The sequence below is a fragment of the Gemmatimonas sp. genome, from assembly GCF_046594945.1.
Lineage (GTDB): Bacteria > Gemmatimonadota > Gemmatimonadetes > Gemmatimonadales > Gemmatimonadaceae > Gemmatimonas.
Map to the genome: position 1 here is coordinate 1 of NZ_JBKJRB010000001.1, position 22,129 is coordinate 22,129.

Annotated in this window: 18 protein-coding genes; 8 read left to right on the forward strand and 10 right to left on the reverse strand. The window is 64.2% G+C overall.

The window, feature by feature from the left end; translation table 11 throughout:
• The 3 genes from ACLL97_RS00005 to ACLL97_RS00015 all read left to right on the forward strand — a co-directional run.
• A partial coding sequence (locus ACLL97_RS00005; protein WP_411278412.1) for a 3'-5' exonuclease occupies positions 1–1,044 on the forward strand: 1,044 nt, incomplete at its 5' end.
• A 159-nt stretch (positions 1,045–1,203) separates the two neighbouring features.
• The gene (locus ACLL97_RS00010) at positions 1,204–1,422 is read left to right on the forward strand and encodes an AbrB/MazE/SpoVT family DNA-binding domain-containing protein (RefSeq protein ID WP_411278413.1); all 219 of its coding nucleotides are present in this window, start codon (positions 1,204–1,206) and stop codon (positions 1,420–1,422) included.
• Positions 1,409–1,741 (forward strand): type II toxin-antitoxin system PemK/MazF family toxin, encoded by a 333-nt coding sequence (locus ACLL97_RS00015; protein WP_411278414.1) that lies wholly within the window; start codon positions 1,409–1,411, stop codon positions 1,739–1,741. The genes ACLL97_RS00010 and ACLL97_RS00015 overlap by 14 nt, the downstream gene beginning before the upstream one ends.
• 23 nt (positions 1,742–1,764) lie before the next feature.
• Here ACLL97_RS00015 and ggt read toward each other — a convergent pair whose 3' ends face one another.
• Together ggt and ACLL97_RS00025 are read right to left on the reverse strand one after the other, a co-directional pair.
• Positions 1,765–3,441 (reverse strand): gamma-glutamyltransferase, encoded by a 1,677-nt coding sequence (gene ggt / locus ACLL97_RS00020; protein WP_411278415.1) that lies wholly within the window; start codon positions 3,439–3,441, stop codon positions 1,765–1,767.
• A 77-nt stretch (positions 3,442–3,518) separates the two neighbouring features.
• Entirely contained in the window at positions 3,519–3,908 is a 390-nt protein-coding gene (locus tag ACLL97_RS00025) for a VOC family protein (RefSeq protein ID WP_411278416.1), read from the reverse strand.
• A gap of 185 nt (positions 3,909–4,093) precedes the next feature.
• Here ACLL97_RS00025 and ACLL97_RS00030 point away from each other — a divergent pair, with 185 nt between their 5' ends.
• Positions 4,094–4,348 carry a DUF4342 domain-containing protein gene (locus tag ACLL97_RS00030; protein ID WP_411278417.1) on the forward strand — a complete coding sequence of 85 codons (255 nt, stop codon included), beginning with the start codon at positions 4,094–4,096 and terminating at the stop codon, positions 4,346–4,348.
• 225 nt (positions 4,349–4,573) lie between these two features.
• Here the strand turns inward: ACLL97_RS00030 and ACLL97_RS00035 are convergent, their stop codons facing one another.
• On the reverse strand, positions 4,574–5,461 hold the full coding sequence (locus ACLL97_RS00035) for a LysR family transcriptional regulator (RefSeq protein ID WP_411278418.1): 888 nt from the start codon (positions 5,459–5,461) through the stop codon (positions 4,574–4,576).
• A 158-nt stretch (positions 5,462–5,619) separates the two neighbouring features.
• On the opposite strand from ACLL97_RS00035, the gene katG reads away from it, so the two are divergent.
• Together katG and ACLL97_RS00045 are read left to right on the forward strand one after the other, a co-directional pair.
• On the forward strand, positions 5,620–7,839 hold the full coding sequence (katG, locus tag ACLL97_RS00040; RefSeq protein ID WP_411278419.1) for a catalase/peroxidase HPI: 2,220 nt from the start codon (positions 5,620–5,622) through the stop codon (positions 7,837–7,839).
• 39 nt (positions 7,840–7,878) lie between these two features.
• Positions 7,879–8,997 carry an NAD-dependent epimerase/dehydratase family protein gene (locus ACLL97_RS00045; protein ID WP_411278420.1) on the forward strand — a complete coding sequence of 373 codons (1,119 nt, stop codon included), beginning with the start codon at positions 7,879–7,881 and terminating at the stop codon, positions 8,995–8,997.
• A 1-nt stretch (position 8,998) separates the two neighbouring features.
• Here ACLL97_RS00045 and ACLL97_RS00050 read toward each other — a convergent pair whose 3' ends face one another.
• The 4 genes from ACLL97_RS00050 to ACLL97_RS00065 all read right to left on the reverse strand — a co-directional run bounded on the left by ACLL97_RS00050 (position 8,999) and on the right by ACLL97_RS00065 (position 17,194).
• Entirely contained in the window at positions 8,999–10,186 is a 1,188-nt protein-coding gene (locus ACLL97_RS00050) for a 6-bladed beta-propeller (protein ID WP_411278421.1), read from the reverse strand.
• The gene (locus ACLL97_RS00055; protein ID WP_411278422.1) at positions 10,180–10,674 is read right to left on the reverse strand and encodes a hypothetical protein; all 495 of its coding nucleotides are present in this window, start codon (positions 10,672–10,674) and stop codon (positions 10,180–10,182) included. Before ACLL97_RS00055 ends, ACLL97_RS00050 begins: the two co-directional genes overlap by 7 nt.
• Position 10,675: 1 nt before the next feature.
• Positions 10,676–13,645 carry a protein kinase domain-containing protein gene (locus tag ACLL97_RS00060; RefSeq protein WP_411278423.1) on the reverse strand — a complete coding sequence of 990 codons (2,970 nt, stop codon included), beginning with the start codon at positions 13,643–13,645 and terminating at the stop codon, positions 10,676–10,678.
• Positions 13,646–13,714: 69 nt separating this feature from the next.
• Positions 13,715–17,194 carry an amidohydrolase family protein gene (locus tag ACLL97_RS00065; RefSeq protein WP_411278424.1) on the reverse strand — a complete coding sequence of 1,160 codons (3,480 nt, stop codon included), beginning with the start codon at positions 17,192–17,194 and terminating at the stop codon, positions 13,715–13,717.
• Between the two features lie 129 nt (positions 17,195–17,323).
• On the opposite strand from ACLL97_RS00065, the gene ACLL97_RS00070 reads away from it, so the two are divergent.
• The gene (locus ACLL97_RS00070; protein ID WP_411278425.1) at positions 17,324–18,283 is read left to right on the forward strand and encodes an N-acetylmuramoyl-L-alanine amidase; all 960 of its coding nucleotides are present in this window, start codon (positions 17,324–17,326) and stop codon (positions 18,281–18,283) included.
• Position 18,284: 1 nt separating this feature from the next.
• On the opposite strand, the gene ACLL97_RS00075 is transcribed toward ACLL97_RS00070, so the two are convergent.
• Positions 18,285–19,649 (reverse strand): sulfatase-like hydrolase/transferase, encoded by a 1,365-nt coding sequence (locus tag ACLL97_RS00075; RefSeq protein ID WP_411278426.1) that lies wholly within the window; start codon positions 19,647–19,649, stop codon positions 18,285–18,287.
• Between the two features lie 229 nt (positions 19,650–19,878).
• On the opposite strand from ACLL97_RS00075, the gene ACLL97_RS00080 reads away from it, so the two are divergent.
• Positions 19,879–21,111: a pyridoxal phosphate-dependent aminotransferase gene (locus ACLL97_RS00080; RefSeq protein ID WP_411278427.1), complete on the forward strand. Its 1,233-nt coding sequence runs from the start codon at positions 19,879–19,881 to the stop codon at positions 21,109–21,111.
• Here ACLL97_RS00080 and uppS read toward each other — a convergent pair.
• Together uppS and ACLL97_RS00090 are read right to left on the reverse strand one after the other, a co-directional pair.
• Positions 21,071–21,793, reverse strand: coding sequence for a polyprenyl diphosphate synthase (gene uppS, locus ACLL97_RS00085; protein WP_411278428.1), 723 nt, complete (start codon positions 21,791–21,793; stop codon positions 21,071–21,073). The two genes, ACLL97_RS00080 and uppS, sit on opposite strands and share 41 nt — an antisense overlap.
• On the reverse strand, positions 21,790–22,113 hold the full coding sequence (locus tag ACLL97_RS00090; protein ID WP_411278429.1) for a winged helix-turn-helix domain-containing protein: 324 nt from the start codon (positions 22,111–22,113) through the stop codon (positions 21,790–21,792). The genes uppS and ACLL97_RS00090 overlap by 4 nt, the downstream gene beginning before the upstream one ends.
• Positions 22,114–22,129 lie beyond the last annotated feature (16 nt).

A 22,129-nucleotide genomic window follows, 5' to 3' on the forward strand; every position in this document is an offset into this window, starting at 1 on the left:
TCCGTCGGCGGGCACACCTTCCCCGATCGGTTTATCCAGCAGGAGTGGGCCGACGTGGTGGACGCATGGCAACTGCGCACATGGGACGCGTATCGCGATGTCGCACGGCTCGGTCGCCGCAACCGCCTCAGCGAGAAACACCGCGCCAGCATTTGGCCGATCTTCGAACAGGCGCAGCAGCGCCTGCATGACGGCGCGCTGGTCACGGTTCCCGGACTACTCGCCGATATTGCTGTTGAATTGACCTCATCGGGCCAACGCCCGTTCGACTTCGTGGTGGTCGACGAAGCGCAGGACATGAGCGTACCGCACCTGCGTTTCTTTTCGGCACTCACCGCCGAGCGCCCCGATGGGCTGTTCTTCGCGGGCGACTTGGGGCAGCGCATCTTCCAAACGCCATTTTCCTGGAAGTCGCTCGGCGTGGATGTTCGCGGCCGCTCCACCACGCTCCGCGTGAACTACCGCACGTCACATCAGATTCGGCGACAGGCCGATCGGCTTCTTGGAACGGAGCTTGAGGATGTTGACGGAAATGTTGAGGAGCGACGCGGCACGGTCTCGCTCTTCAACGGCGTCGAGCCTGAGATTCGGCTACTCCCCTCTGAGCGCGACGAAGCGGCGACGATCGCCGACTGGATTCGTGCGCGTCGTGCCGACGGAGTGCTGCCGGAAGAGATCGGCGTCTTCGTTAGATCATCAGAGCAGCTCACGCGCGCCCGCGAGGCAGTGGCCGGCGCCAACCTCGGCTCTACCACGCCGGCCCCTGGCGTTGACCCGGAAGCCGGCAAGGTGGTGATCATGCCCATGCACCTCGCCAAAGGGCTCGAGTTCCGGGCCGTCGTGGTCGCCGCCTGCGACGAGGACGTGCTACCGCACCAAGCCCGCATCGAGTCGGCCACGGAGGAGTCCGATCTGCGCGAGGTATATGACACCGAGCGTCAGCTGCTGTACGTGGCCTGCACGCGGGCTCGCGATCATTTGCTGGTCACGGCCGTGAAACCGGGTTCGGAGTTCTTGGTGGATATGGCTGCACTACCTGCGTAGGCCCCGCGCGTTGCCACGATGCCCACGGCGGTGGAACGATGACAACCCGCATCGCAATACGGCATATGATGACCGCCGGTCCTGCTTGCCCGCGCGATTCAATGCCATTACCGTAATACGTATTACCTCACCTACGTATTGCGGTGGAGCGCCATGCCCGTGTCTACGCTGACGTCCAAGTATCAGGCAACGATTCCCCGCGCCGTGCGCGAGGCGCTCACCCTCGCTGCCGGTGACCGCATCGAGTTCATCATTGAGCGCGACGGGGTGCGTGTGCGGCGCGCCCTGCCCGCCGACGCCGAGCTGCAGGAGCTCGAGGCCACGCTGGCACCAGAATGGGATTCGGCACGGGACGATGCGGCCTATGCCGACCTATAGCCCCGGAGACGTGGTGGTCGTGCCGTTCCCCTTCTCCGACCGCGACGCATCGAAGCGGCGGCCGGCACTGGTCTGTTCGGCGGCCGCGTTCAACGACAGTTCGCACCATCTGGTGCTGGCCATGATCACCACCGCCGCGCACAAGAAATGGCCCGGGGACGTGCCCATCCGCGATCTCACTCCGACCGGCCTGCCGGTTGCGTCCATCGTGCGGTGGAAACTGTTCACCTTGGACGCGTCGCTCGTCCTCCGCCGCGCCGGTACGCTATCCGCGCGTGACCGCAGCACCTGTCGCAGGCGGCAACCGATCGCGCTGTAAGCAAGCGGCCGCGCGCTGTCGTCTCAGTACCCCACCGCCATCCCATCCTTCCGCGGATCACTGCCCGCCGCGTACCCCTTCGGCAATCGCACGATCGCCTGCGCGCCACCAAAGGCCACCGTGGGCTGATCGATGAGCAGGTGCCCCATGGCCGCCAGCGCATTGCGCACGCCATCCCCGATCGGGGGCTCGAGAGCGACCCGATTGCGATCGTAATGACGGAAACGCGGCGCATCGATCGACGCTTGCAGGTCCATCCCGAACACGAAGTAGTTGAGCAGAAATTGCACGTGTCCCTGCGCCTGCACTCCGCCGCCCATCAGTCCGAAACTCATGTACGCCTGCTCGCGCCCATTCACGGTCTGCGTGACGAAGCCAGGAATGAGCGTATGAAACGGGCGCTTGCCCGGAGCGACCGTGTTCGGCAGTCCTTCGGTAAGCGTGAAGCCGGCGCCGCGGTTGTGCAACGCGAAGCCGGTGCCCGGCACCACGATCCCTGATCCGAACGAGTCGTAGTTCGAGTTGATGAATGACACCATGTTGCCCTCGGCGTCGGCGACGGTGAGGTAGACCGTCTCACTTTTCGTACGCATCGGTCCCGGATCCATGCGCTCCTGCGCCCGCTTTGCATCGAGGTGACTGCGTCGCTCGGCGATGAACGCATCCGTTAACATCTGCTCGGCCGGCATGTCGAGATGATCGGCATCACCGACAAAACGATCGAGATCCGCATACGCCAGCTTCTTGGCTTCGATAAGGTGGTGCAGATACTCAGGCGAGTTGTGTCCCATCGTCTTGAGATCGTACGGTTCGAGAATGCGCAGCATCTCGAGCGCGGCGATGCCCTGATTGTTGGGCGGCAACTCCCACACCCGATAGCCCTTGAACGGTACCGAGATCGGCGTCACCCAGGTCGGGGCATTCTTGCGCAAGTCGTCGAGCGTGACAAAGCCGTTCAACGCAGCAAGGCGCGACACTAGGCGCTGGCCGATGGATCCACCGTAGAACGTGCCGATGCCACTGTCGGCGATCGTCTTGAGCGTGCGCGCATAGTCAGGATTCCGAAACCACTCGCCCGCCTTGGGCGCTCGCCCACGGGGCAGAAAGGTGGCAGCCGCCGCTGAGTCGCGCTGAAGGAATGTGGTCTCATCGGCCCACTGCGCGGCGATGATCGGCGACAGCGGGAAGCCGTCGCGCGCGTAGCCGATGGCCGGCTGCAGCACCTGCGCCAGCGTGCGTTTCCCGTGTGTTCGCACGAGCTTGTCCCATCCCGCCAGTGCGCCGGGCACGGTGACCGACATGACGCCCTGCTGCGAGCCAGCGCGAAAACCGCGCGCCTGCAGGGTGGCGCGCGTCATCAGCGAGCCCGCGCGCCCGCTCGCGTTGAGCGCCACCAGCTTCTGCTCTCGGGCCAGCCACACGATGGCGAACATGTCGCCGCCGATGCCGGTCATGTGTGGCTCGGTCACGCTCAGCACCGCAGCGGCTGCTACTGCCGCGTCGATCGCGTTGCCACCGCGGCGCAGGATCTCGAGCCCCGCCGCCGACGCCAATGGCTGACTGGTTGCCACCACCGCACTGGACGCGTACACCGTGGAACGGCCAGCCATCGTGCTCGGTCGCTGCGCCGGCAGCGGGGCACGAGCGGTAGCCAGCGTAACGAGTGCGCCGACGAGCGCGTGCAGTCTTGGTCGATTCATGTAGGGCCCTGAGAGTGGCAACGAGACGTGTGCGAAGCATCCAAACTGTAGCCATCACGAACGGGCCGCCATCCGCGTCAGGTGCCTTCGCGCTCGCCGAACCAGTAACACAAACCATCCGGCGCGATCACGTAGCACACGGTCCACGGCACCCCGTCGCGGTGTTCCACGGAGAAGTCCGAAGGCGCCTTCACAAGTCCCTTGGCGGCGAACTCGTCGAACAGCAAAGCGAGCCCCCGCACGTGAAATGCACACCCATCCTGCGCCGGATCGCCGCCATTTTCCTCGAGCCCGATCTGCACGGCGTCGCGCGCAAGCACGACGGATGTATACGGCGTGTCACCGCGCGACACCACGTGAAAGCCAAGGGTGGCCTCGTAGAACGGGATCGCCGCCGCAACGTTTGGTACCGGGAGATGCATGGCGTCGCCGCGATAGCCGAACACCTTTTGCAGATGCAGTGTCATAACACACTCCGTGAAGGGCATACGTCCCAGGTACTGAGCCGACAAATTAGCCCGTGGTCGGGCCGGCCAATAGCAGGACATGACACTCGCGCCACCTTGTCGCCGTAGATTGACCGTGGATGGGTGGCCGATGCGCGTATCCGACACATCATTCGACCACTCATCACTCCGGCAGCGAGGCGACGATGGAACAGATCAAGGTGGCAGGCGACAAACTCAAGTCGACGCTCAAGCAGCTCATTCGCGAGGGGAATGTGCGTCGCATCATCGTGCGGAACGCAACCGGTCGCACGCTGATCGATATGCCACTCAGCGCAGGCTTGGCCGGGGCGTTTCTGGCGCCCTTCTGGGCCGCCGTCGCCGGAATCGTCGCGTTGACGAAGGAGTTCACCATTGTGGTCGAGCGTGACCCGGAGAATCAGGTCGCGAAAGTCGAGTGAGGTTGGAGAGAAGCCGCTGGCCGTCCGCAAGGCCTGCGCGGGACCCAGCAACCCCTCAACCGCGTCGATCAACGGTGAACGCCGCCTCGCTGGAGCAACGCACCACCAAATGGCTCGAAACGGAGCGCTATTGCTGCTGAATTCTGAACACTATAAGCCATCTGATTATCTGAGCCCGATGTTCTGGGCTCTGAGTTTTTCGCGGTGCGTGGCGAAGGCCTTCCCCTACCCAGCCCTCACCACCTCCCGCACGCACTCCACAAACGCGCGGGCCTGCATCGATTGCACCGCCCCCCGTCGCCAGACGGCGACGATCTCGCGTTGCAGCGTGTGATCGGTGAGTGGCACATACGCACACTGCGGCGTGTTGTGGCGTACGGCGGCCATGGCCGGCACGATCGAGATGCCTACGCCAGCACCTACCAGCTCGAGCACCGTGGCCAGCTGGGCACTGCGGCACACCACACTCGGTGAAACCTGACGGCTCGAGCAGAAGCCAGCTACCTGCTCCCCTAAACAGTGTGCTGGATCCAGCGTGACCGCCGGCGCGTCGCGCAACTGCGAGAGCGTTATGCGCCCCGCCCGCGCCGCCGCATGCGAGGCTGGCACAGCGACCACCAACGCATCAGTGCCGAGGAGCTCGGTATCGAGATGTTCGAACGGATACGGCAGCGCGGCGATCACCACGTCCAGGGCGCCATCCAGCAACAACTTGGCAAGCACCGCGCTGTAGTCCTCGCGCAACTCCACCCGCATCGCGGTGTGACGCGCGCGCATCCGCTGCACCGCCGCCGGCAGAACGTACGGCGCCACCGTGGGGATCGCCCCCACACTCAGCGTTCCCGCCCCACTCGCGCCCTCACGCCGGATCGCGTCTTCCGTCTCACGTACTTCATCGAGAATCCGGCGAGCCCGCGGATATAGCGCCCTTCCCGCATCGGTCAGCGAGACGCCGCGCCCATGCCGATCGAACAGCGGCGCGCCCATGTGCGTTTCAAGTCGTTGAATCTGTCCGGTCAGCGACGGTTGCGAGACGGACAGCAGTCTCGCCGCCCGACTTAGCGATCCGGCGTCGGCGGTCTCGACAAAAGCACGGAGCAAGAGCGTATCCATAAGTTAACTATAACCCTAGGCTATGGCGTATATACGAGTTACAGCATTGCGGGCTATAGGCCGAGCCCGTATCGTCAAGTGTGTAGTAGAGAGGCATCTCATGAGCTCGGTCAGCAGGGCGACCGCGCATTCAACGCAGCGTAGATCGGGAGAGCGCGATGGAAGGCATGGACGGAGAGGGCGCGGGCAAGTGCCCGGTGATGCACGGGGCAGTGGCGGTCGAAGGCACGTCGGCACCGCGTGGTCGGGCCAATCGTGACTGGTGGCCAAACGCATTGAACGTCGGAATCCTGCGCCAGCATTCCTCCCTCTCAGATCCGCTGGGCGCCGGGTTCAGCTACGCCGAAGCGTTCAAGACGCTCGACATCGAAGCGCTCCGTCAGGATCTCACGGCGCTGATGACCGATTCGCAAGACTGGTGGCCGGCTGATTACGGGCACTATGGGCCGTTCTTCGTGCGCATGGCCTGGCATGCCGCCGGCACCTACCGTACCGCCGACGGACGTGGCGGCGCTTCGGCCGGTACCCAGCGTTTCGCGCCACTCAACAGCTGGCCGGACAACGGCAATCTCGACAAGGCGCGTCGACTGCTGTGGCCCATCAAACAAAAGTATGGCCAGAAGATTTCATGGGCCGACCTGGTGGTGCTCACCGGCAACGTGGCCATGGAATCGATGGGCTTCACCACCTTCGGCTTTGCCGGTGGCCGGGCCGACGTGTGGGAACCGCAGGAAGACATTTACTGGGGTCCGGAAACGACGTGGCTGGGCGATTCGCGCTACACGGGCGATCGTGAGCTCGAACCGCCGTTGGCGGCCGTGCAGATGGGCCTCATTTACGTGAATCCGCAGGGTCCGAACGGCAATCCTGATCCGATGGCGTCGGCCCGCGACATCCGCGAAACGTTTGCCCGTATGGCGATGAACGACGAGGAAACCGTTGCCCTGATCGCCGGTGGACACACCTTCGGCAAGGCGCACGGTGCCGGCCCTGAAGCGTTGGTGGGTGTGGAGCCCGAAGGCGCCAGCCTCGAAGAACAGGGATTTGGCTGGAAGAGTGCGTTCGGCAGCGGCAAGGGCGAGCACACCATTACCAGTGGTGTTGAGGGTGCATGGACGCCGAATCCGATTCAGTGGGACAACGGCTATTTCGACACGCTCTTCGGCTACGAGTGGCAGCTCACCAAGAGCCCGGCCGGCGCGCACCAGTGGACACCGACCGACCCGGCCGCCGCCACCACGGTGCCCGACGCCCACAATCCGGCCAAGCGCCATGCGCCGATGATGGCCACAACTGACATCGCGCTGCGCGTCGATCCAGCGTATCTCGCGATCTCGAAGCGCTTTCATGAGAATCCGAACCAGCTCGCGGACGCCTACGCCCGCGCCTGGTTCAAGCTCACGCACCGCGACATGGGGCCGCGCGCGCGTTACCTCGGCCCGCTCGTGCCGGCCGAAGTGCTCATCTGGCAGGATCCCATTCCCGCGCTGAACCACCCGTTGATGGATGCGCAAGACGTTGCCTCGCTCAGCACCACGATCCTCGCCTCCGGTCTTTCGATCGGGCAGCTCGTCGCGACGGCGTGGGCGTCCGCCTCGTCGTTCCGCGGTTCTGACAAGCGAGGTGGTGCCAATGGCGCGCGCATCCGTTTAGCGCCGGCCAAGAATTGGGACGTGAATCAGCCGGTGAAGCTGGCCCGCGCGCTCGAGATCTACGAGACGATTCAGCAGCAGTTCAACGCCTCGCAGACCAACGGCAAGCAGGTATCGATCGCCGACCTCATCGTGCTCGGCGGATGCGCCGCGATTGAGCAGGCGGCGGCCAATGCCGGGCACACGATTCAAGTGTCGTTCACGCCTGGACGCATGGATGCGCTGCAGGAACAGACCGACATCGAGGCCTACGACGTGCTCGAGCCCAAGGTCGACGGCTTCCGCAACTATCAGCCGAAAGCCTTCAGCGTAAAACCGGAAGAGCTCCTGGTCGACAAGGCACAGTTGCTCACGCTGACCGCCCCCGAAATGACGGCGCTGGTGGGCGGACTGCGAGTACTGAACGCCAACCATGGTCAGTCAAAGAACGGCGTGTTCACCGACCGTCCTGAGACGCTCACCAACGACTTCTTCGTGCATCTGCTCGACATGAGCACCGCCTGGAAGCCGTTGTCCGAGTCCGGCGACATTTTCGAAGGCCGCGACCGCGCCACCGGCGACGTGAAGTGGACGGCGACGCGGGTGGACCTTATTTTCGGTTCAAACTCGGAACTCCGTGCGGTGGCCGAGGTCTATGCGCAAAACGATGCGAAGGAGAAGTTCGTGCACGACTTCGTAGCGGCCTGGACCAAGGTGATGAACCTCGATCGCTTCGAACTCGCCTGATTTCCGCAGGTTTTGTTGTCCTCTTAAGCCCAGCGCATCATGTACAGCCGTCGTGAATTCCTCGGCACCTCACTTGGCGCGCTGGGTGCAGCATCCATGTTTGACTCGCGCGTGTTGGTGGCCGCGCGGGCGCCCAAAAAACTTCTCATTTTGGGCGGCACCGGCTTTGTCGGACCGCACGATGTCCGCGAAGCACTGAAGCGCGGCCATCAGGTCACGATCTTCAATCGTGGCAAGAGTGCGCCCGGCATGTTTGGCAAAGATGTCGAAGAGCTGGCCGGCGATCGGGCCAGCGACCTCAGTGCGCTAAAGGGTCGCCAGTGGGACGCCGTGATTGACGAATCGGCGTCTCTGGCCAGTGCCCCCGTGTGGGTGAAGCTGTCGGCCGAACTGCTGCGTGACAACGTCGATCAGTATCTGTTCATCTCCACGCGCTCGGTTTATCAGGATCTCAGTCGCGTGCCGATGTCGATCGAAGCGCCGGTGCTTACACTCGAGAACTCACCGATCGAAGCGGGCAAGCCGCTCAGCTACGGTCATGCGAAAGCGTACGCCGAAAAGGCGGCGCATGCCGCTATGCCGGGCCGCGTCACGGTGGTGCGTCCGGGACTCATCGTCGGACCTGAGGACGACACCGATCGCTTCACGTACTGGCCCGTGCGCATCGCGCGTGGCGGTGCGGTGCTGGTGCCGGGCGACGGCAGCGATCACGTACAGATCATCGACGCGCGTGACCTCGTGAAATTCTGCATCACGTTGGTCGAGAACCGCACGTATGGCACGTTCAACGGCGTCGGGCCGCAGATGGGGCAGCCGTTCAAGGAGTTCGTGTCGCGCATTCAGAACGGCGTCGGTAGCAACCCCACCTACACGTGGGTCGACGCTGACTTCCTGCGCGCCAACGGCGCGAATCCGTACGGGCGTGAGTTGCCGGTTTTTCAGGTGATGCGTGGACGCACCGCAGGGTTCGCCCGCATCGACATCACGCCCGAACTCAAAGCCGGTCTCACCGTGCGTCCGATGGAAGACACGGCGCGCGACACGCTCGCCTGGTGGAAGACACTGCCGGCCGAGCGTCAGGCGGCGATCAAGACGGGATTCACGCCGGAGCGCGAAGCGGCGCTGCTGGCACTTTGGAAGGCTCGCACGCCGAGGTGAGCTATCGGGTCACGGTTCTCGTGATACGATAAATCCCGATCGTGATCGTGCCTTCGTCTTGGTCGATGATGGGAAAGAGCACGAGATTGTTGCCGAGAAAGCCCAGTGGCAGCGAGCGGCCAATGATTGTACCCAGGTAGTGTCCATCGCGATCAAAGACATCGGTGCGTGGCGTTTCCCCCGCAAACGTGTATCGCTCTACCCATAGTGTGCCGTCGGGTGCGATAGCCGTTTCGCGCACGACCGGAATCGTGGGCGCGACGCCCACCTTCTCTCCCACTTCTGCGCTCGGCGTGATGCATTCACCGCCGGCACCACTGAAACGGACCTTGAGTCCCTCAGGATACAGCTTCACCGCATCGGTGGTCTTGGCCGCGATCGGCGCTACGTCACGGCGCACGCTGCGTTCGCGCGTGCCGTTGCGCGAAAGATCCACCACGTATGTGGACTGACGTGTCGAGGCGACGAGGTCGGCGCGAACGGCCCAGGTGAGTTCGCCCGAGAAGAGTGGCGCCAGTGCGAGCCCCACGCACGTGAACATCACCATCTTGGGTCGAGAACCAACCGTAGAATCGATAGCCAGCGTATCGCGCGACGTCCAGCGTTCGAGTCGCCGCACCGCCACCGTGGTATCACCCACCAAGTCAAGCGAGACGAACACGGTGTCGCCACGACGGCGTACGGTTCCCCATGTGCGCCCTCGCGCCGTGATGAGTTTTCGTTCGGGGAGCACGGCGCCCGCGGGATCCCAGCTGAGCAGCGCCTGCTTCGCGTCGTCCTTGACCGACACGCTGCCATCCCGATCCACATCAATGCCCGCCGGATACTCCATCTCACCCGGGCCACCGCCGCGACGGCCCACGGTTCGGATTAGTGAACCCGTGGAATCGAACAGGTGGATCTGATTGGAGTGATCGAGCACCGCGATGCGCGCCGTGCCATCGGTGGCTATCGACGACGGTGCGACATAGTCGAACAACGGCGCACCGGTATCGGCACCCCCAATGCGGCCGACTTCAGCGAACGTCCAAGCGAGTGGTGTATCCGCCGCTGGCCCGCGCACAATCGCGACGCCCGACGAATCGGTGGTGTCCGTACTGCCACTTCCGGCTTTTGTGTCGGTGCAGCCTGACGCCAAGACCGCCACCGCCGTGGACAACGCGAAAATACCAACCCGCGCGTTCAGCACGCCACACCATCACGAACGCCGCTGATGCTCACGAACAGCGAATCGCCCGTGCGATCACCCTTCAGGCGCCGCAGTGGTACCGCCACCTGCCCCCCGCATCGTGACGGCGCACTCAACGGATTGCGTCCGCCCGCACTGACGCCGAGCGTGTACGACGTGGCCGGCTCCACCGGTCCGAACGTCAGCTGCGCGTTCGCGGCGGTATCGGCGCCTGCCCCAAGCATCAGCACAGCAATCGGGAGCGTCGCCCCGCTGTCGAGTGGCATCTCGCCCGACACGAGAAACGGGTGATACGGCGCCAGCTCGATCCCGCGGAGGCTTCGGAGTTGCTCACCGGATCCGACCAATACCCGCAACGGCTCGGCGCTGGTAAAGGCCGAGTCCTGTGCGTAGTACGACACCTTGAGCGTCGAGGCGCGCGGGTTTGACTTATCGCAGGCGGCAACGACGGCCCCGATAATCACGACCATCAATATTCGTGGTCGCATGCTACAGCACCCGCTTGAGTCCAGCGCGAGCGACCGTGACCGTCGCTTGCGCCGGTGCGCTTCCGCTTCCCCAGTGTGCAATAACCCGCGCATACCAACGTCGCGCGGTAGCACGATCACCCATCCGTTCAGCGATCTCGGCGCGCAACAGCATCAGCGGCACGACGCCCACCGATGGCATTGCCGTAGGCAGGGCGCGATCCAACAACTTCGCGGCCTCCGCATCGCGCTTCGCCTGCACCAGCAGTCGAGCCGTTGTCAACGCGGCACACGGCGCGCTGCTACACATCGCCATGGGCAATGCTAAGAACCCTCGCAGCGCTGCCGCCGTGTCAGCGCGGGCCAACGCGAGAAACGAGCGCGCGGCGTCGCCATAGTGCGCTATGCGACCTTGTCCTCGCGCTTGCGCCGTGCTGTCGACCCCGTCAAATGCCCGCACAAGAATCTGCATGGCGCTCGTGTCACGCGCTGTGGAAAACAGCGAAAACGCGGCGGAGAGTGTCGTTGGCTGGCGCAAAAGAAGCGGCTGCGCTTCTGCCAACACATCAGCTGCGGGAAACGCGCCGAGCTGCGCCAACGTAGCTCGGTCACCGATATTCAAGAGCTGCGGCGTCTTGATCGACTGACCTCGCTGCGCGAGTGCCAGCAACATCTCGCGCGCGAACGCCGCGGAGTCCGGGAGCGACGGATTCGCCGCGAGTCGCGCTGCCTGATGCGTGGCGATCGCGATCGATAGGGCGCTCGCCTCGGGCACCGCATTGAAATCCCTGAAGCTCTGGGCCACGAAGGACAGCGGCACGGAGTCCAGCAGTGCTCGCGCGCGCGCACTCAGCGTCGGCGTCGAGTCGAGGAGCGCAACCTGTAGCGCATAGAACGGCACCACGGTCGGTGGTGATAGTCTGGAGAGGCTTCGTGCGTAGCTGGCCGCTTCACGAAACTGTGCGGTCCGCAGCGCCAACGTGTATGCATGGACGTAGGGCACGAGCATCATCGAGTCGAGCGCGATGGCCCGTCTGAAATCGGCCAGGACCGTGGTGTCCACCATGCCGGCCAACTCCCCGAAGTGATATCCCGCGTCGGCGAGCTCCAGCCACAACTCGGCATCGTTCGGATACCGCGTCGTCGTCTCTCGCATGGTGGCAAGCAGCGTGGCCACCGCAGGGATATCCATCACGGCTTCATTCACCACGGGCGTGCGGCGTACGACGGCCAGTCGCAGTGCGTCGCCACGCAACAGCAAACTGTCACGCGGACTACCGCCGCGGAACAATCGAATGGCCCGATCGAGCGCGGCCTGCGCCGCGGGATCCGCTTCGCGACCGGTGCGGATGTAGATCGAGGCGACACCACGCCAGCCCAGCGCGAACATCGAGTCGGTTGCCACGGCCGCTTCGAACGCGACCCGCGATGAATCCACTACGCCGCGTCGGTACCACTGCTGTCCGTGCAGATAGGATTTCAGGGCGGACAAGGACGACGTGCCCATCGACGACAGGCGCGCTCCATCGGCCAGTGATCCCGTGCTCCCCATGGCGCGCAACAATCGCAACGCCAGCGAATCGGCCAGCGCGTCGATGCGCAGCGCGTCACCGCTCACGTCCACTTCTTGTCGCACGGCACGGTCGGCCACATCCACGAGCGCCGCACGCAGTCGCACGGAATCCTTGCCGAGCGGGCTGATCTCACCAAACAGTACCAGGCCCGCGCCCAGCGCCGTACCGAGTGCCGTGGCAGTCGTCACGTCGCCGCGCTCGGGAGACTGCGCGATGCTCATGGACGGTGACACCGAACGCAGGGTACCGGCGCCATCGAGACTGCGGGCCAGAATGTCCACCATGCCTTCGCGCCACACGCCGAGTGAGGCGTCGCGCACCGCGAACGGCATCACGGCCACCAGCGAGGCATCAGGACCCGCCGACTTCGCCGGCCCGCGTGTGAGAAACCAAGCGACGCCCGCGACAACCGCGACGGCTACCCCGCCGATGACCAACGCCCGTGCTCCTCGACGAGGCGAGGCACCCGCCGTTGTGGAAGGCGGAGCCGCCGTCGCGTTGCGCACGTCGTACTGCTCGGTGGTGCCCACCCGCGAGGCCGACGCGGCATCGGCGAGCGACTCGAGAAGCTCCGAGGCCTGCTGCGGGCGATCGGCCGGATCCTTCTCCAGGCATCGCATCACCAACTGCGCGAGCGGCTCGGGTACATCGGGGCGCCGTGTCGCGACGGGAACGGGTGCCTCGGACAGATGGGCAATCAGCTGGGCGTGCGCGGGTCGGTCGCCGAATGGCGTCGATCCGGTCAGCAGCTCGTACGCCATCGCACCCAGCGCGTAGATGTCGGCACGGTGATCGGTATCCGGGTCGCCCGCACCCTGTTCCGGCGCCATGTACGCCGGACTGCCAAGCGACGTGCCCATTCGGGTGAGTTGACTGTCGCGTTGACTGTCGCGTTCGCTGTCGCTGGGCGAAGTCCGGGCCGAGCTCATCGCCTTGGCGATGCCGAAGTCTGTCACGAGCGCGGCCCCACCGGACAACATCACATTGTCCGACTTGATGTCGCGGTGCACGACGCCGCGACCGTGTGCATACGCCAGCGCCCGACTCACGTCGTTGAGCACCAGCAGCACTTCGGCGATCGGCAGTGAGCTCCCGCCCGCCACGCGGTCGCGCAACGACGCGCCCTCGACAAAGGGCATCAGATAGTACGGAAGCCCCTCACCCGTCACGCCGGCCGACAGCACGGGAACGATGTTCGCATGCTGCAGGGCCGCCGCCAGCGCGATCTCCCGGCCGAACCGCTCGACCGACAGCTCCTGTACCAATTCCGGCGACAGCACTTTCACCACGACTTCGCGGTCCAGTCTCGTATCGCGCGCCAGGAAGACGCGACTCATGCCGCCCCCACCGAGTTCACGTCCAAGCTGGAATGACGCGCCGAGGGCGGCCTGAAGACTATCGCGGAGAGTGTCAATCATGATGGGTGGATCATAACCGCAAGCAGCGCCGCACGCCTCACCGACTCACCGCTTCACCGACTCACCGCTTCACCGCTTCACCGGCGGATCCTCCGTCCACCACCATTGCGCCGGCAGTGGCTTGGTACGCGGCCAGACTTCATCGAGCGTGTTGCCATCGTACATTCGTCCATTCTTCATCACGTACCGCACGGAATTCGTGTTGTGAATATCCGTGAGCGGATTACGATCGAGCACCTGCAGGTCGGCCAACTTGCCGACTTCCAGTGACCCCAGATCCTTGCCGAGTCCGATCGCGTCAGCCCCGTGAATCGTGCCCGCGCGCAGGGTCTCGAACTCGGTAAGTCCGCCGGATTGCATCATCCACAGCTCCCAGTGCACGCCGAGTCCCTGCAGCTCGCCGTGCGAGCCCAGTCCCACGCGGCCACCGGCCTTCACCATCTTGTTCATCTGCTCGGCGAGCCCCTTGAAAATGTACTGATCCTCGCGATTGAACGGCACCGACTTCCAGGCATCGAGCTCGTCGTGCGGTGTGAAGCGACGCAGCTTCGCATCATCATCCACGTTGTAACGCGTGAGCCAGTAATTCAGGCCGATCGGACCGCCGTATCCCACCACCAGCGTCGGCGTATACGTGATGCCGCTCTCGGCCTGCAGCTGCACGACGTCCTTGAACAGCGGGAAGATCGGCATCGCATGCTCGAGTCCCGGATAGCCGTCCTGCATCAACGTGAGATTCATGGAAAGGTTGGAGCCACCCTCGGTGGTGGCCGTGAGACCCAGCTCCTTCGCCGCCATGATCACCCACTGACGCACTTTGCGATCGCCGGCGAGATATTGCTTGATCGTCTTCGTATTGTAATGATCGGCGTAGCGGCGCAACACATCACGCGCTTCCTCAAGACTCTTGATGTTGTCGGCGGCGAAGATGCCGGGACCGGTGGAATACAAGCGCGGCCCGATCAGCGCGCCGGTCTCCATGAGATCAGAGTAGGTGAGAATGTCCGTGGCCGACGTTTGCGGATCACGCTGCGTAGTCACACCATACGCGAGGTTCGCCAACAACTGCGTAACCTGATCGCGATGCACACCCCAACCGAACCAATTGTGTGCATGAATGTCGACGTATCCCGGCAAAATCGTTTTTCCGCCCGCGTCGATTTCCCGCGCACCGCTCGGAATACTCACCGTGCCGCTGGCACCGATCGCCGTGATGCGGTTGTCGGTCACCACAATGTCGCCTTGCTCGATGATATCACGGCCCTTCATCGTGATCAGACGCGCGTTGCGTAATACGATCGTGCCGCGCGGCTTGTCCTTGGCCGCCGTGATCGTCACGTCGAATCGTCGGGCCTCATACGCCCGTGCTGCGGCACGCGTGGTATCACGCGGCGCGGCCGCGGCCGCCGGCGCGGCGCTGGACACGGAATCGGCCCGCGCCACCGAATCGCGAATCGCCCGCTCGGCCACGCGCACCTCATACTGGAACCAGCTGCGTCCGATCGAATAGAACGCCGACGCACCGTCGGACGACCATCCGATGAACTCACCACCCACGCGCGTCAGTCGCGCGGTGGGCACCGAACTCGCCGAGACCGCGACCGCCGGCGCCTGCCCCACGACGGGCGGTACCGTGATCATGAACACGTTGTTGTTGGCGAGCACCAGCGCGCGACTGCCATCGGGTGAGAGCACCACTTCGTCCGGACTCGGCGGTGGCGGCGGGGTGGCGCCCGGCGGCAGCGGCTGCGCCGGCGGCGGTGGACCGGCCACGCGAACCACCACTTTCCGATCGGAGCCGTCGAACCGCATCGAGATCAATCCTTCGGTACCCGCCCACACATAGAGCCTCGTGCTATCTGGTCCCACATGCGGCACATTACGCCCCTGCTGCGACTGACCGCTGCCAGTCCAGGCAATCCGCGTGGCGTCGCCACCGGCAGCGGGCAGCGTCACATACTCCAACTCCCCGTTCGCGATGTTGCCAAAGTCCTCGAACTGCCGCAAACGGCTGAAGCGCGAACCGCGCACCGCCATAATACGCGCGCCGTCCTTCGTGTACGCGATCTTGTCGTAGAAGGCGGCCGCCCGCGTGAGTCGCTCCGCCGGCGCGCTGCCGTCCGCCCGCACGCGGTAGATGTGCCCGCCCACGGTGTCACTCCATGTGACATACGCGAGGTAGCGGCCGTCCGGTGACCACACTGGCGCGTGCTCCACCGTCACGCCACTCGTGAGCCGACGTGAATTCCGAATGTCTCGCCTGCCCGCGATTGCCGTATCCACGCCCGTTGCCGCCGATACGATGTCACCAGCATACAGACGATCGAGCGCGGTGAAGGCCAGACGACGACCGTCGGGTGACGGGCGCGCACCGCGGACCTGCGTCACGACCAACGTCGAGTCGTTTACCGGATACTCGAACGTGGCGAGCGCCCCCATCTGTTGATCGATCTGTGCCGTGAAGGGAACCGGCGTCACTGTGCCCGAGGGCACGTTCACGCGCCAGATCTTCCCGCCATAGCTGGTGACCAGCGACTTCGAATCGGGCGTGAATGCCGACGCCGGATAGAGATCGCGATCGTTCCCTCCGCCGCCCTGTGAGTTGTCTCGCTGCACGTCCATCACCAGCCAGCGTTCGGCGCCGGTGGTCAGATCGCGCAGCTTGAGCGCACCGCGCGCATCGTAGCGCGTGGCGTACACCAACCACTTGCCGTCGGGACTCGCCACCGGCCGAAACGCGCCCTCGATCTCATTGGTGCGCACCAACGTGCGCCCGCTGCTGCGTTCGAACTGTGCCACCTGATACTGTCCAACGCGTCGCGCATTGCTGCGCGCTTCATGCTCTTCGTTCTCCTCTCGCGCCGAGGTGGCATGATCGTCGTGCAAGCCCGTACCCAGCGCGGCGGGTACGCCGCCACTCACGTTCACCCACAAATAGCGCGCATCACCCGACGGAGCGGCCGCCAGATGCGACGCCACCGCCCCCGTGGGCGCAGGGGATCCCTCAGCGCGAAGTCCCGTGAGCTGCACGCCGGAACCACCGCTCGTGTTGTACATCCACAGCTGTCCGACGCGTGTGGCGATCACGTACTGTCCGTCGGCCGACCAGATCGGCGACGCGAAATTCATTCGCTCGCTGCGCGTGATGAGGCGCGGCTTCGTGCCGTCGGCGTTTGCCGTCCACACATTCTTCGACCCGTTCCGATCACTCACGAACACGATCTGCGTCCCGTCGGGTGAATAGCGGGGCTGTTGATCCCATCCGGTTCCACTCGTAATGCGCGTGGCGGTACCGCCGCTGATCGGCAGCGTGTATAAGTCACCCAAAATGTCGAACACGATGGTCTTTCCATCAGGCGCGACGTCGAGCGAGATCCACGACGCCTCGTCGGTCGTGAAGCGCAGCGTGCGCGGCGTGCTCAGTGGGAGTCCACTACTTCTCGCAACCGCGCGGACCGCGCTATCGTTCTGCGTGGGCGTCTGGGCGCTGGCCGAGGCAGCAAGAAGCATCGCCGTGGCCAGGTAGGTGATCGATCGCAGCATCGTCATTGGGTGGTCTCCGGAACCACGGTGAAGTCGGGGTCTACAGGCGACCACGTGACACATGGGCGAAGACTACAGGCAGCCTCAACACCTCGCCAGCAGCGCCATACGGGTGTCACACCCATATTCGACGGTATGCGCTCTTCATATCTCCCGCTGCTCGGCCTCCTGTACGTGATGTTGACCGCGCCGCTCACGGCTCAAACCACGGCGCCGTCGGCAATCATGCCCCCTTCGGTCGTCCCGCACAGCAGTTGGCAAGCGAAGCCGCCAGTCGGTGTGCCCGCCGATGCCGCGCGACGGAACAAGAAGGCCGGTGACTCGCTGTCGTTCCGCGAGCTCACGGTCACGGTGCTGCAAACGATGGTCGACTCGAGCAGCGCGACACCGGTGGATCTCGCGCGCGTAAAGCTGGCCACCACCGGCGTCGTACAAGGCGCAACCGAAGAGCGCGTCATCCGCGAAGGGTCTGCATTCAACTGGCGTGGCTTTCACGTCGCCGTCGTGGCGGTATACGGCCCCGGTGAACTTGGCGCGGGACTGGTCGCACTTGAGGTAGCCACGATCGCGTCGTTACCTCCCCACATCGCCAACGCAAGCGTGGCCGGCGGCGCCGACATGCGACTCCGAATCCCGCACACGATCACACACGTTACGCTGCATCACACCGGTGACAGCAAGCCGCTCACCCGCGCCGACGATCCGGCGCTGCGGCTGCGGAATCTTCAATCGTGGGGCGCGCGCGACCGCAACTGGTGGGACGTGCCGTACCACTTTCTCCTCGATTTCGACGGCCGCGTGTTCGAGGGACGCGACTGGCACTTTCAAGGTGAAACGAACACCACGTACGATCCCGGCGGACACTTTCTCATCAGTATGATCGGCAACTACGACGTGCAGGAGCCGAGCGTAGGGCAGCTCGACGCGATCGCCGATCTGATGGCGTGGGCGCTGAAGGAAAACAACCTGCCGGTCGATCGCATCGGTGGGCATTACAACTATGCGGAAACCGGATGCCCCGGGAAGTATCTGCGGCGCTATCTGGAGGATGGCACGCTACGCCGAATGGTGCAGCAGCGACTGACAGCGCGGTGAGCTAAGGTCGCGGCCGCTTCAACAGACGGTCCAGTCGCGCCGACATCTCGTCGCGTACACCGACGGGCGCCTGGTCGGGCAGCAAGTTACGCAATTCGTACGGATCTGCCTGCAGATCGTACAGTTCATCCATCCCCCTGAGTTCCTCGTAGCGGATGTACTTGTAGCGATCCGTTCGCACGGCTTTGTACCCCATGCCCTTCACCCGCGGGAATTCGGTATCCGAGTAATACTCGATCAGCATATCGTCGCGAATCGACGTGGAATCGTTGCGCAACGCGCGCAGCAACGAGCGTCCGTCCATCGCAGTCGGTACGAACGCACCACCGAGATCAAGCATCGTAGGCGCAATATCGACATTGCTGGCCAGCGCGTTCGGTTTCACTCCAGCCGGGACGACGCCAGGATAGCGCACGATCAGTGGGATATGCGTGCTTGGTTCGTAGGCCAGTCGCCGCTCCTGGGCCAACCCGAACTCCCCATAAAAGAAGCCCTGATCGCTGGTCACGATGAAGACGGTCTGATCGAGCACTCCCTTGGCCTCGAGCGCTTTGCGCACTTCGCCGATGCCACGATCCACCGCCAGCAACATGCGGAGCCGATCGCGCACGTATTTATCGGGTAAGCCGCCCTTCGGACTGCGGGGATCGTTCGCGTCTACCAGCCGCTGTAATGCCGGCTTGCCGGTGAGCGGAGCCCGCCAGCTTTCGCCGTGCGGAATGGGGTCGTTGGCGAACGCCCCCTCGTCGCCGGGCGCGGGCGGAAACGATCGGACCTGATTCGGATAGACCTCGGGATGCGCCGCCTTTTGTGCGATGAACGCCAGAAAGGGCGTGCCGACCGGCGCGCTCGCAATGAACGACACCGCCTGGGCGGTGAGAATGTCGGTCATGTAGCCTTTCGCGTCGGTCAGCGTCCCGTCGATGTTGAGCTTCGGGTCGAAATAGACACCCTGCCCCACAAAGCTGACCCAGCGATGGAAGCCCGGGCGCGGGGAATCGTCTTCGTGCCCCATGTGCCATTTGCCGAAGAAGCCAGTATGGTACCCGGCGTCCTGCAACAGCTTCGGAAAGGTGACGAGGCGGTGACTGAGTTCCGCCCGCTCGCCATTGTCGACGATCCCGTTGTGGTACGGGTACTGCCCCGTCATGAACACCGCCCGGCTCGGCGAGCACAGGGGGGCCGCCGTGAAAAAGCGGCGGAACGACGCGCCTTCCGAGGCGAGACGGTTCAGATTTGGCAGGTTCACGAAGGGATGATCGACCATGTCGTCATAGCGGACATCGTCGAGGAGGATGAAGACGATGTTCGGACGCGGAGCCGGTGGCGACGAAGCGCCGCGGTCGCCGGCGGTACACGCCAACATCAGCGTGCTCGCGACGAGAGACCAACACCGAGCCCAAGGCGACTGCATCGTGACGCTCCGTCCAGCTGAGGTTGACGACCTGCGGGTACCGATCGGCTCCCGGTCAAGCAGAGGCGCTCGGAATGTCGTACAATATGATGTGATGGGCTCGGAGGGTGGCCGCCTCCGACCAGCCCCGTGGAGTTATCATTTCGTCGGTCTGTCTCACCACAACTCGAGGAACTTGCTCATGACGCCGTTCACGCCGTCTCCGCTCTCCCGTCGCCAGTGGATCAAGTCGTCGAGCCTCGTGGCCGGTGGAGCGATGGCTACCGGATCCCTCACGCCCTCGATGCTGCCCGCCCTCGAAAGCGGCGCCGCGCATGTGATCGACGGACAGACCACGGCGGCCGGCTTTGCGGCGCATGAGGAGATGGTGGCAATCGCGCGGCGGGCTGAGGGACCGATCAGACTTGCCTCGAACGAGAACCCGTACGGCATGGCACCAAGCGCCCGTAAGGCGATCGAAGACGGCTGGAAGCAGCACGCCTGGTACGGCGCACCGTCGCTGCCCAATCTGCGAAAAGTGTACGCCGACTCCGTCGGTGTGCCGGTCGATCACATCATGATCGTGGCCGGTTCGAGCGAGCTGCTCAGCATCGTGAGCTTGGCCTACGCCATGAAGGGCGACGTGCTCACCGCGTGGCCCACCTACGAAGGGCTGCCCCGCTACGCCGAATCACTCGGCGTCAAAGTGCACAAAGTCCCGCTGGCGGCCGATCTCACACACGATCTCGACACCATGGCCCAGCGTCACACGCAGGCGGTCGACCTGGTGTTCGTGTGCAATCCGAACAATCCCACGGCGAACGTGACCGACAACGCCAAGCTGCGGTCGTTCGTGAGCGACGCATCGCGCCGCTCGATGGTGCTGGTCGACGAGGCGTATCATGATTTCGTGACCGATCCCTCATACACGTCGCTGGTGGACATGGTGAAGAAGGGCGAGAACGTGATCATCTCACGTACCGCGTCCAAAATTCACGGACTCGCCGGCCTGCGCACGGCGTTCGTGATCGCGCGCCCGGACATCATTGCCCGCCTGCAGCCACTCAGCACCAGCGCTCCCGGCGTGTTCGGTGCCCTTGGTGCCGTGGCCTCGATTCAGGACACCGCGTTTCAGGCCATGTGCAAGCAGCGCAACAATGAAAGCCGCGAGATCATGAAGACGGCCATCGCGAAGATGGGCCGCAAGATGACCGATTCACAAACGAATTTCGTGTTCTTCCACGCTGGCATGCCCGTGGAGCAGGTGCAAAAGGCCATGCTCGCCAAGGGCTTCATGATCGGTCGCGCCTTCCCGCCGTACAACGACTGGGTGCGCATCTCACTCGGCACGCCCGATGAAATGCGCGCGGTCGCCGCAGCGTTACCTGATGTGATCAGCGGTGGGCCGAAGTCGCTGGGCTCATCGGAGGGCTGACTTCGATTTCCGTGGCGCGTTCCGCCGGTACAGCCCCGTACCGGCGCTCGCGCTTGGCATAGTCGGCGAACACCGCATCAAGGTCGGCGGTGGAGAGATCGGGAAAGTTGACGTCGAGGAACGCCAGTTCCGCGTAGGCGCTTTCCCAGAGCAGAAAGTCGGAGAGGCGTCGCTCGCCGCCGGTGCGGAGTACCAAGTCCACCGGGGGCAGGATGTGCGTGTCGGGCAATACGCCGCCGCGTCCCTCCGCCATCGCGAACGCCTCGTGAATCGCCGCGCGACTCGAGTAATCCACGGCCACCCGCAAATGCATGCGAGTGCCATGCGCCGTCTTCGCTTCCGTGGCCTCGATACTGTCGCATAGGGCTCGAGGCAGTCGATCACGTCGTCCGATCACCGACAGACGGATCCCGTTCTTCACGAGTTTAGCGAGCTGGCGTTCGAGGTGCGACGCGAACAGATCGAAGAGGAATCCCACCTCGTCGGCGGGGCGCTTCCAGTTGTCACTGGAAAACGCATACAGCGTGAGTTGCTCCACGCCGCGCTGCGCACAGTACGTGACCACTTCGCGCGCCGTGTGAGCTCCGCGCACATGTCCCATCCAGCGTGGACGACCCTTGCCCGTGGCCCAACGGCCATTGCCGTCCATGATCAACGCCAGATGTTGCGGTACACGTGTCATGCGCTCCCCACGCGCTTGATCAGCGCTTCCATGTGTGAAAGATACCGCTCGAGCGCCGTGCGGCCCGGGGCGGCGAGTCGATACTCGGTGCGCGGGATGCGACCGTCAAAGCCTTTGGTGCACGTGATGTACCCGGCGTCTTCGAGCTTGCGCGCGTGCACGGACACATTGCCGTCGGACGTTTCGAGCAACGCCTTGAGTTCATTGAACGTGAGCGACTCGTGCACGGCCAACGCACTCACGATGGCCAGCCGCACGCGCTCGTGAATGAGACGATCGAGTGCCATCGGCGTCAGCGCGTCTCCGTTGACGGCCTTCAAGGATGCTCCTGGTAAG

Coding starts and splice junctions, on each gene's coding strand:
- ACLL97_RS00015 (WP_411278414.1), top strand. CDS start 1,409: ATGCCGACCTATAGCCCCGGAGACGTGGTGGTCGTGCCGTTCCCCTTC.
- ggt (WP_411278415.1), bottom strand. CDS start 3,441: ATGAATCGACCAAGACTGCACGCGCTCGTCGGCGCACTCGTTACGCTG.
- ACLL97_RS00025 (WP_411278416.1), bottom strand. CDS start 3,908: ATGACACTGCATCTGCAAAAGGTGTTCGGCTATCGCGGCGACGCCATG.
- ACLL97_RS00030 (WP_411278417.1), top strand. CDS start 4,094: ATGGAACAGATCAAGGTGGCAGGCGACAAACTCAAGTCGACGCTCAAG.
- ACLL97_RS00035 (WP_411278418.1), bottom strand. CDS start 5,461: ATGGATACGCTCTTGCTCCGTGCTTTTGTCGAGACCGCCGACGCCGGA.
- katG (WP_411278419.1), top strand. CDS start 5,620: ATGGAAGGCATGGACGGAGAGGGCGCGGGCAAGTGCCCGGTGATGCAC.
- ACLL97_RS00045 (WP_411278420.1), top strand. CDS start 7,879: ATGTACAGCCGTCGTGAATTCCTCGGCACCTCACTTGGCGCGCTGGGT.
- ACLL97_RS00055 (WP_411278422.1), bottom strand. CDS start 10,674: ATGCGACCACGAATATTGATGGTCGTGATTATCGGGGCCGTCGTTGCC.
- ACLL97_RS00060 (WP_411278423.1), bottom strand. CDS start 13,645: ATGATTGACACTCTCCGCGATAGTCTTCAGGCCGCCCTCGGCGCGTCA.
- ACLL97_RS00065 (WP_411278424.1), bottom strand. CDS start 17,194: ATGACGATGCTGCGATCGATCACCTACCTGGCCACGGCGATGCTTCTT.
- ACLL97_RS00070 (WP_411278425.1), top strand. CDS start 17,324: ATGCGCTCTTCATATCTCCCGCTGCTCGGCCTCCTGTACGTGATGTTG.
- ACLL97_RS00075 (WP_411278426.1), bottom strand. CDS start 19,649: ATGTTGGCGTGTACCGCCGGCGACCGCGGCGCTTCGTCGCCACCGGCT.
- ACLL97_RS00080 (WP_411278427.1), top strand. CDS start 19,879: ATGACGCCGTTCACGCCGTCTCCGCTCTCCCGTCGCCAGTGGATCAAG.
- uppS (WP_411278428.1), bottom strand. CDS start 21,793: ATGACACGTGTACCGCAACATCTGGCGTTGATCATGGACGGCAATGGC.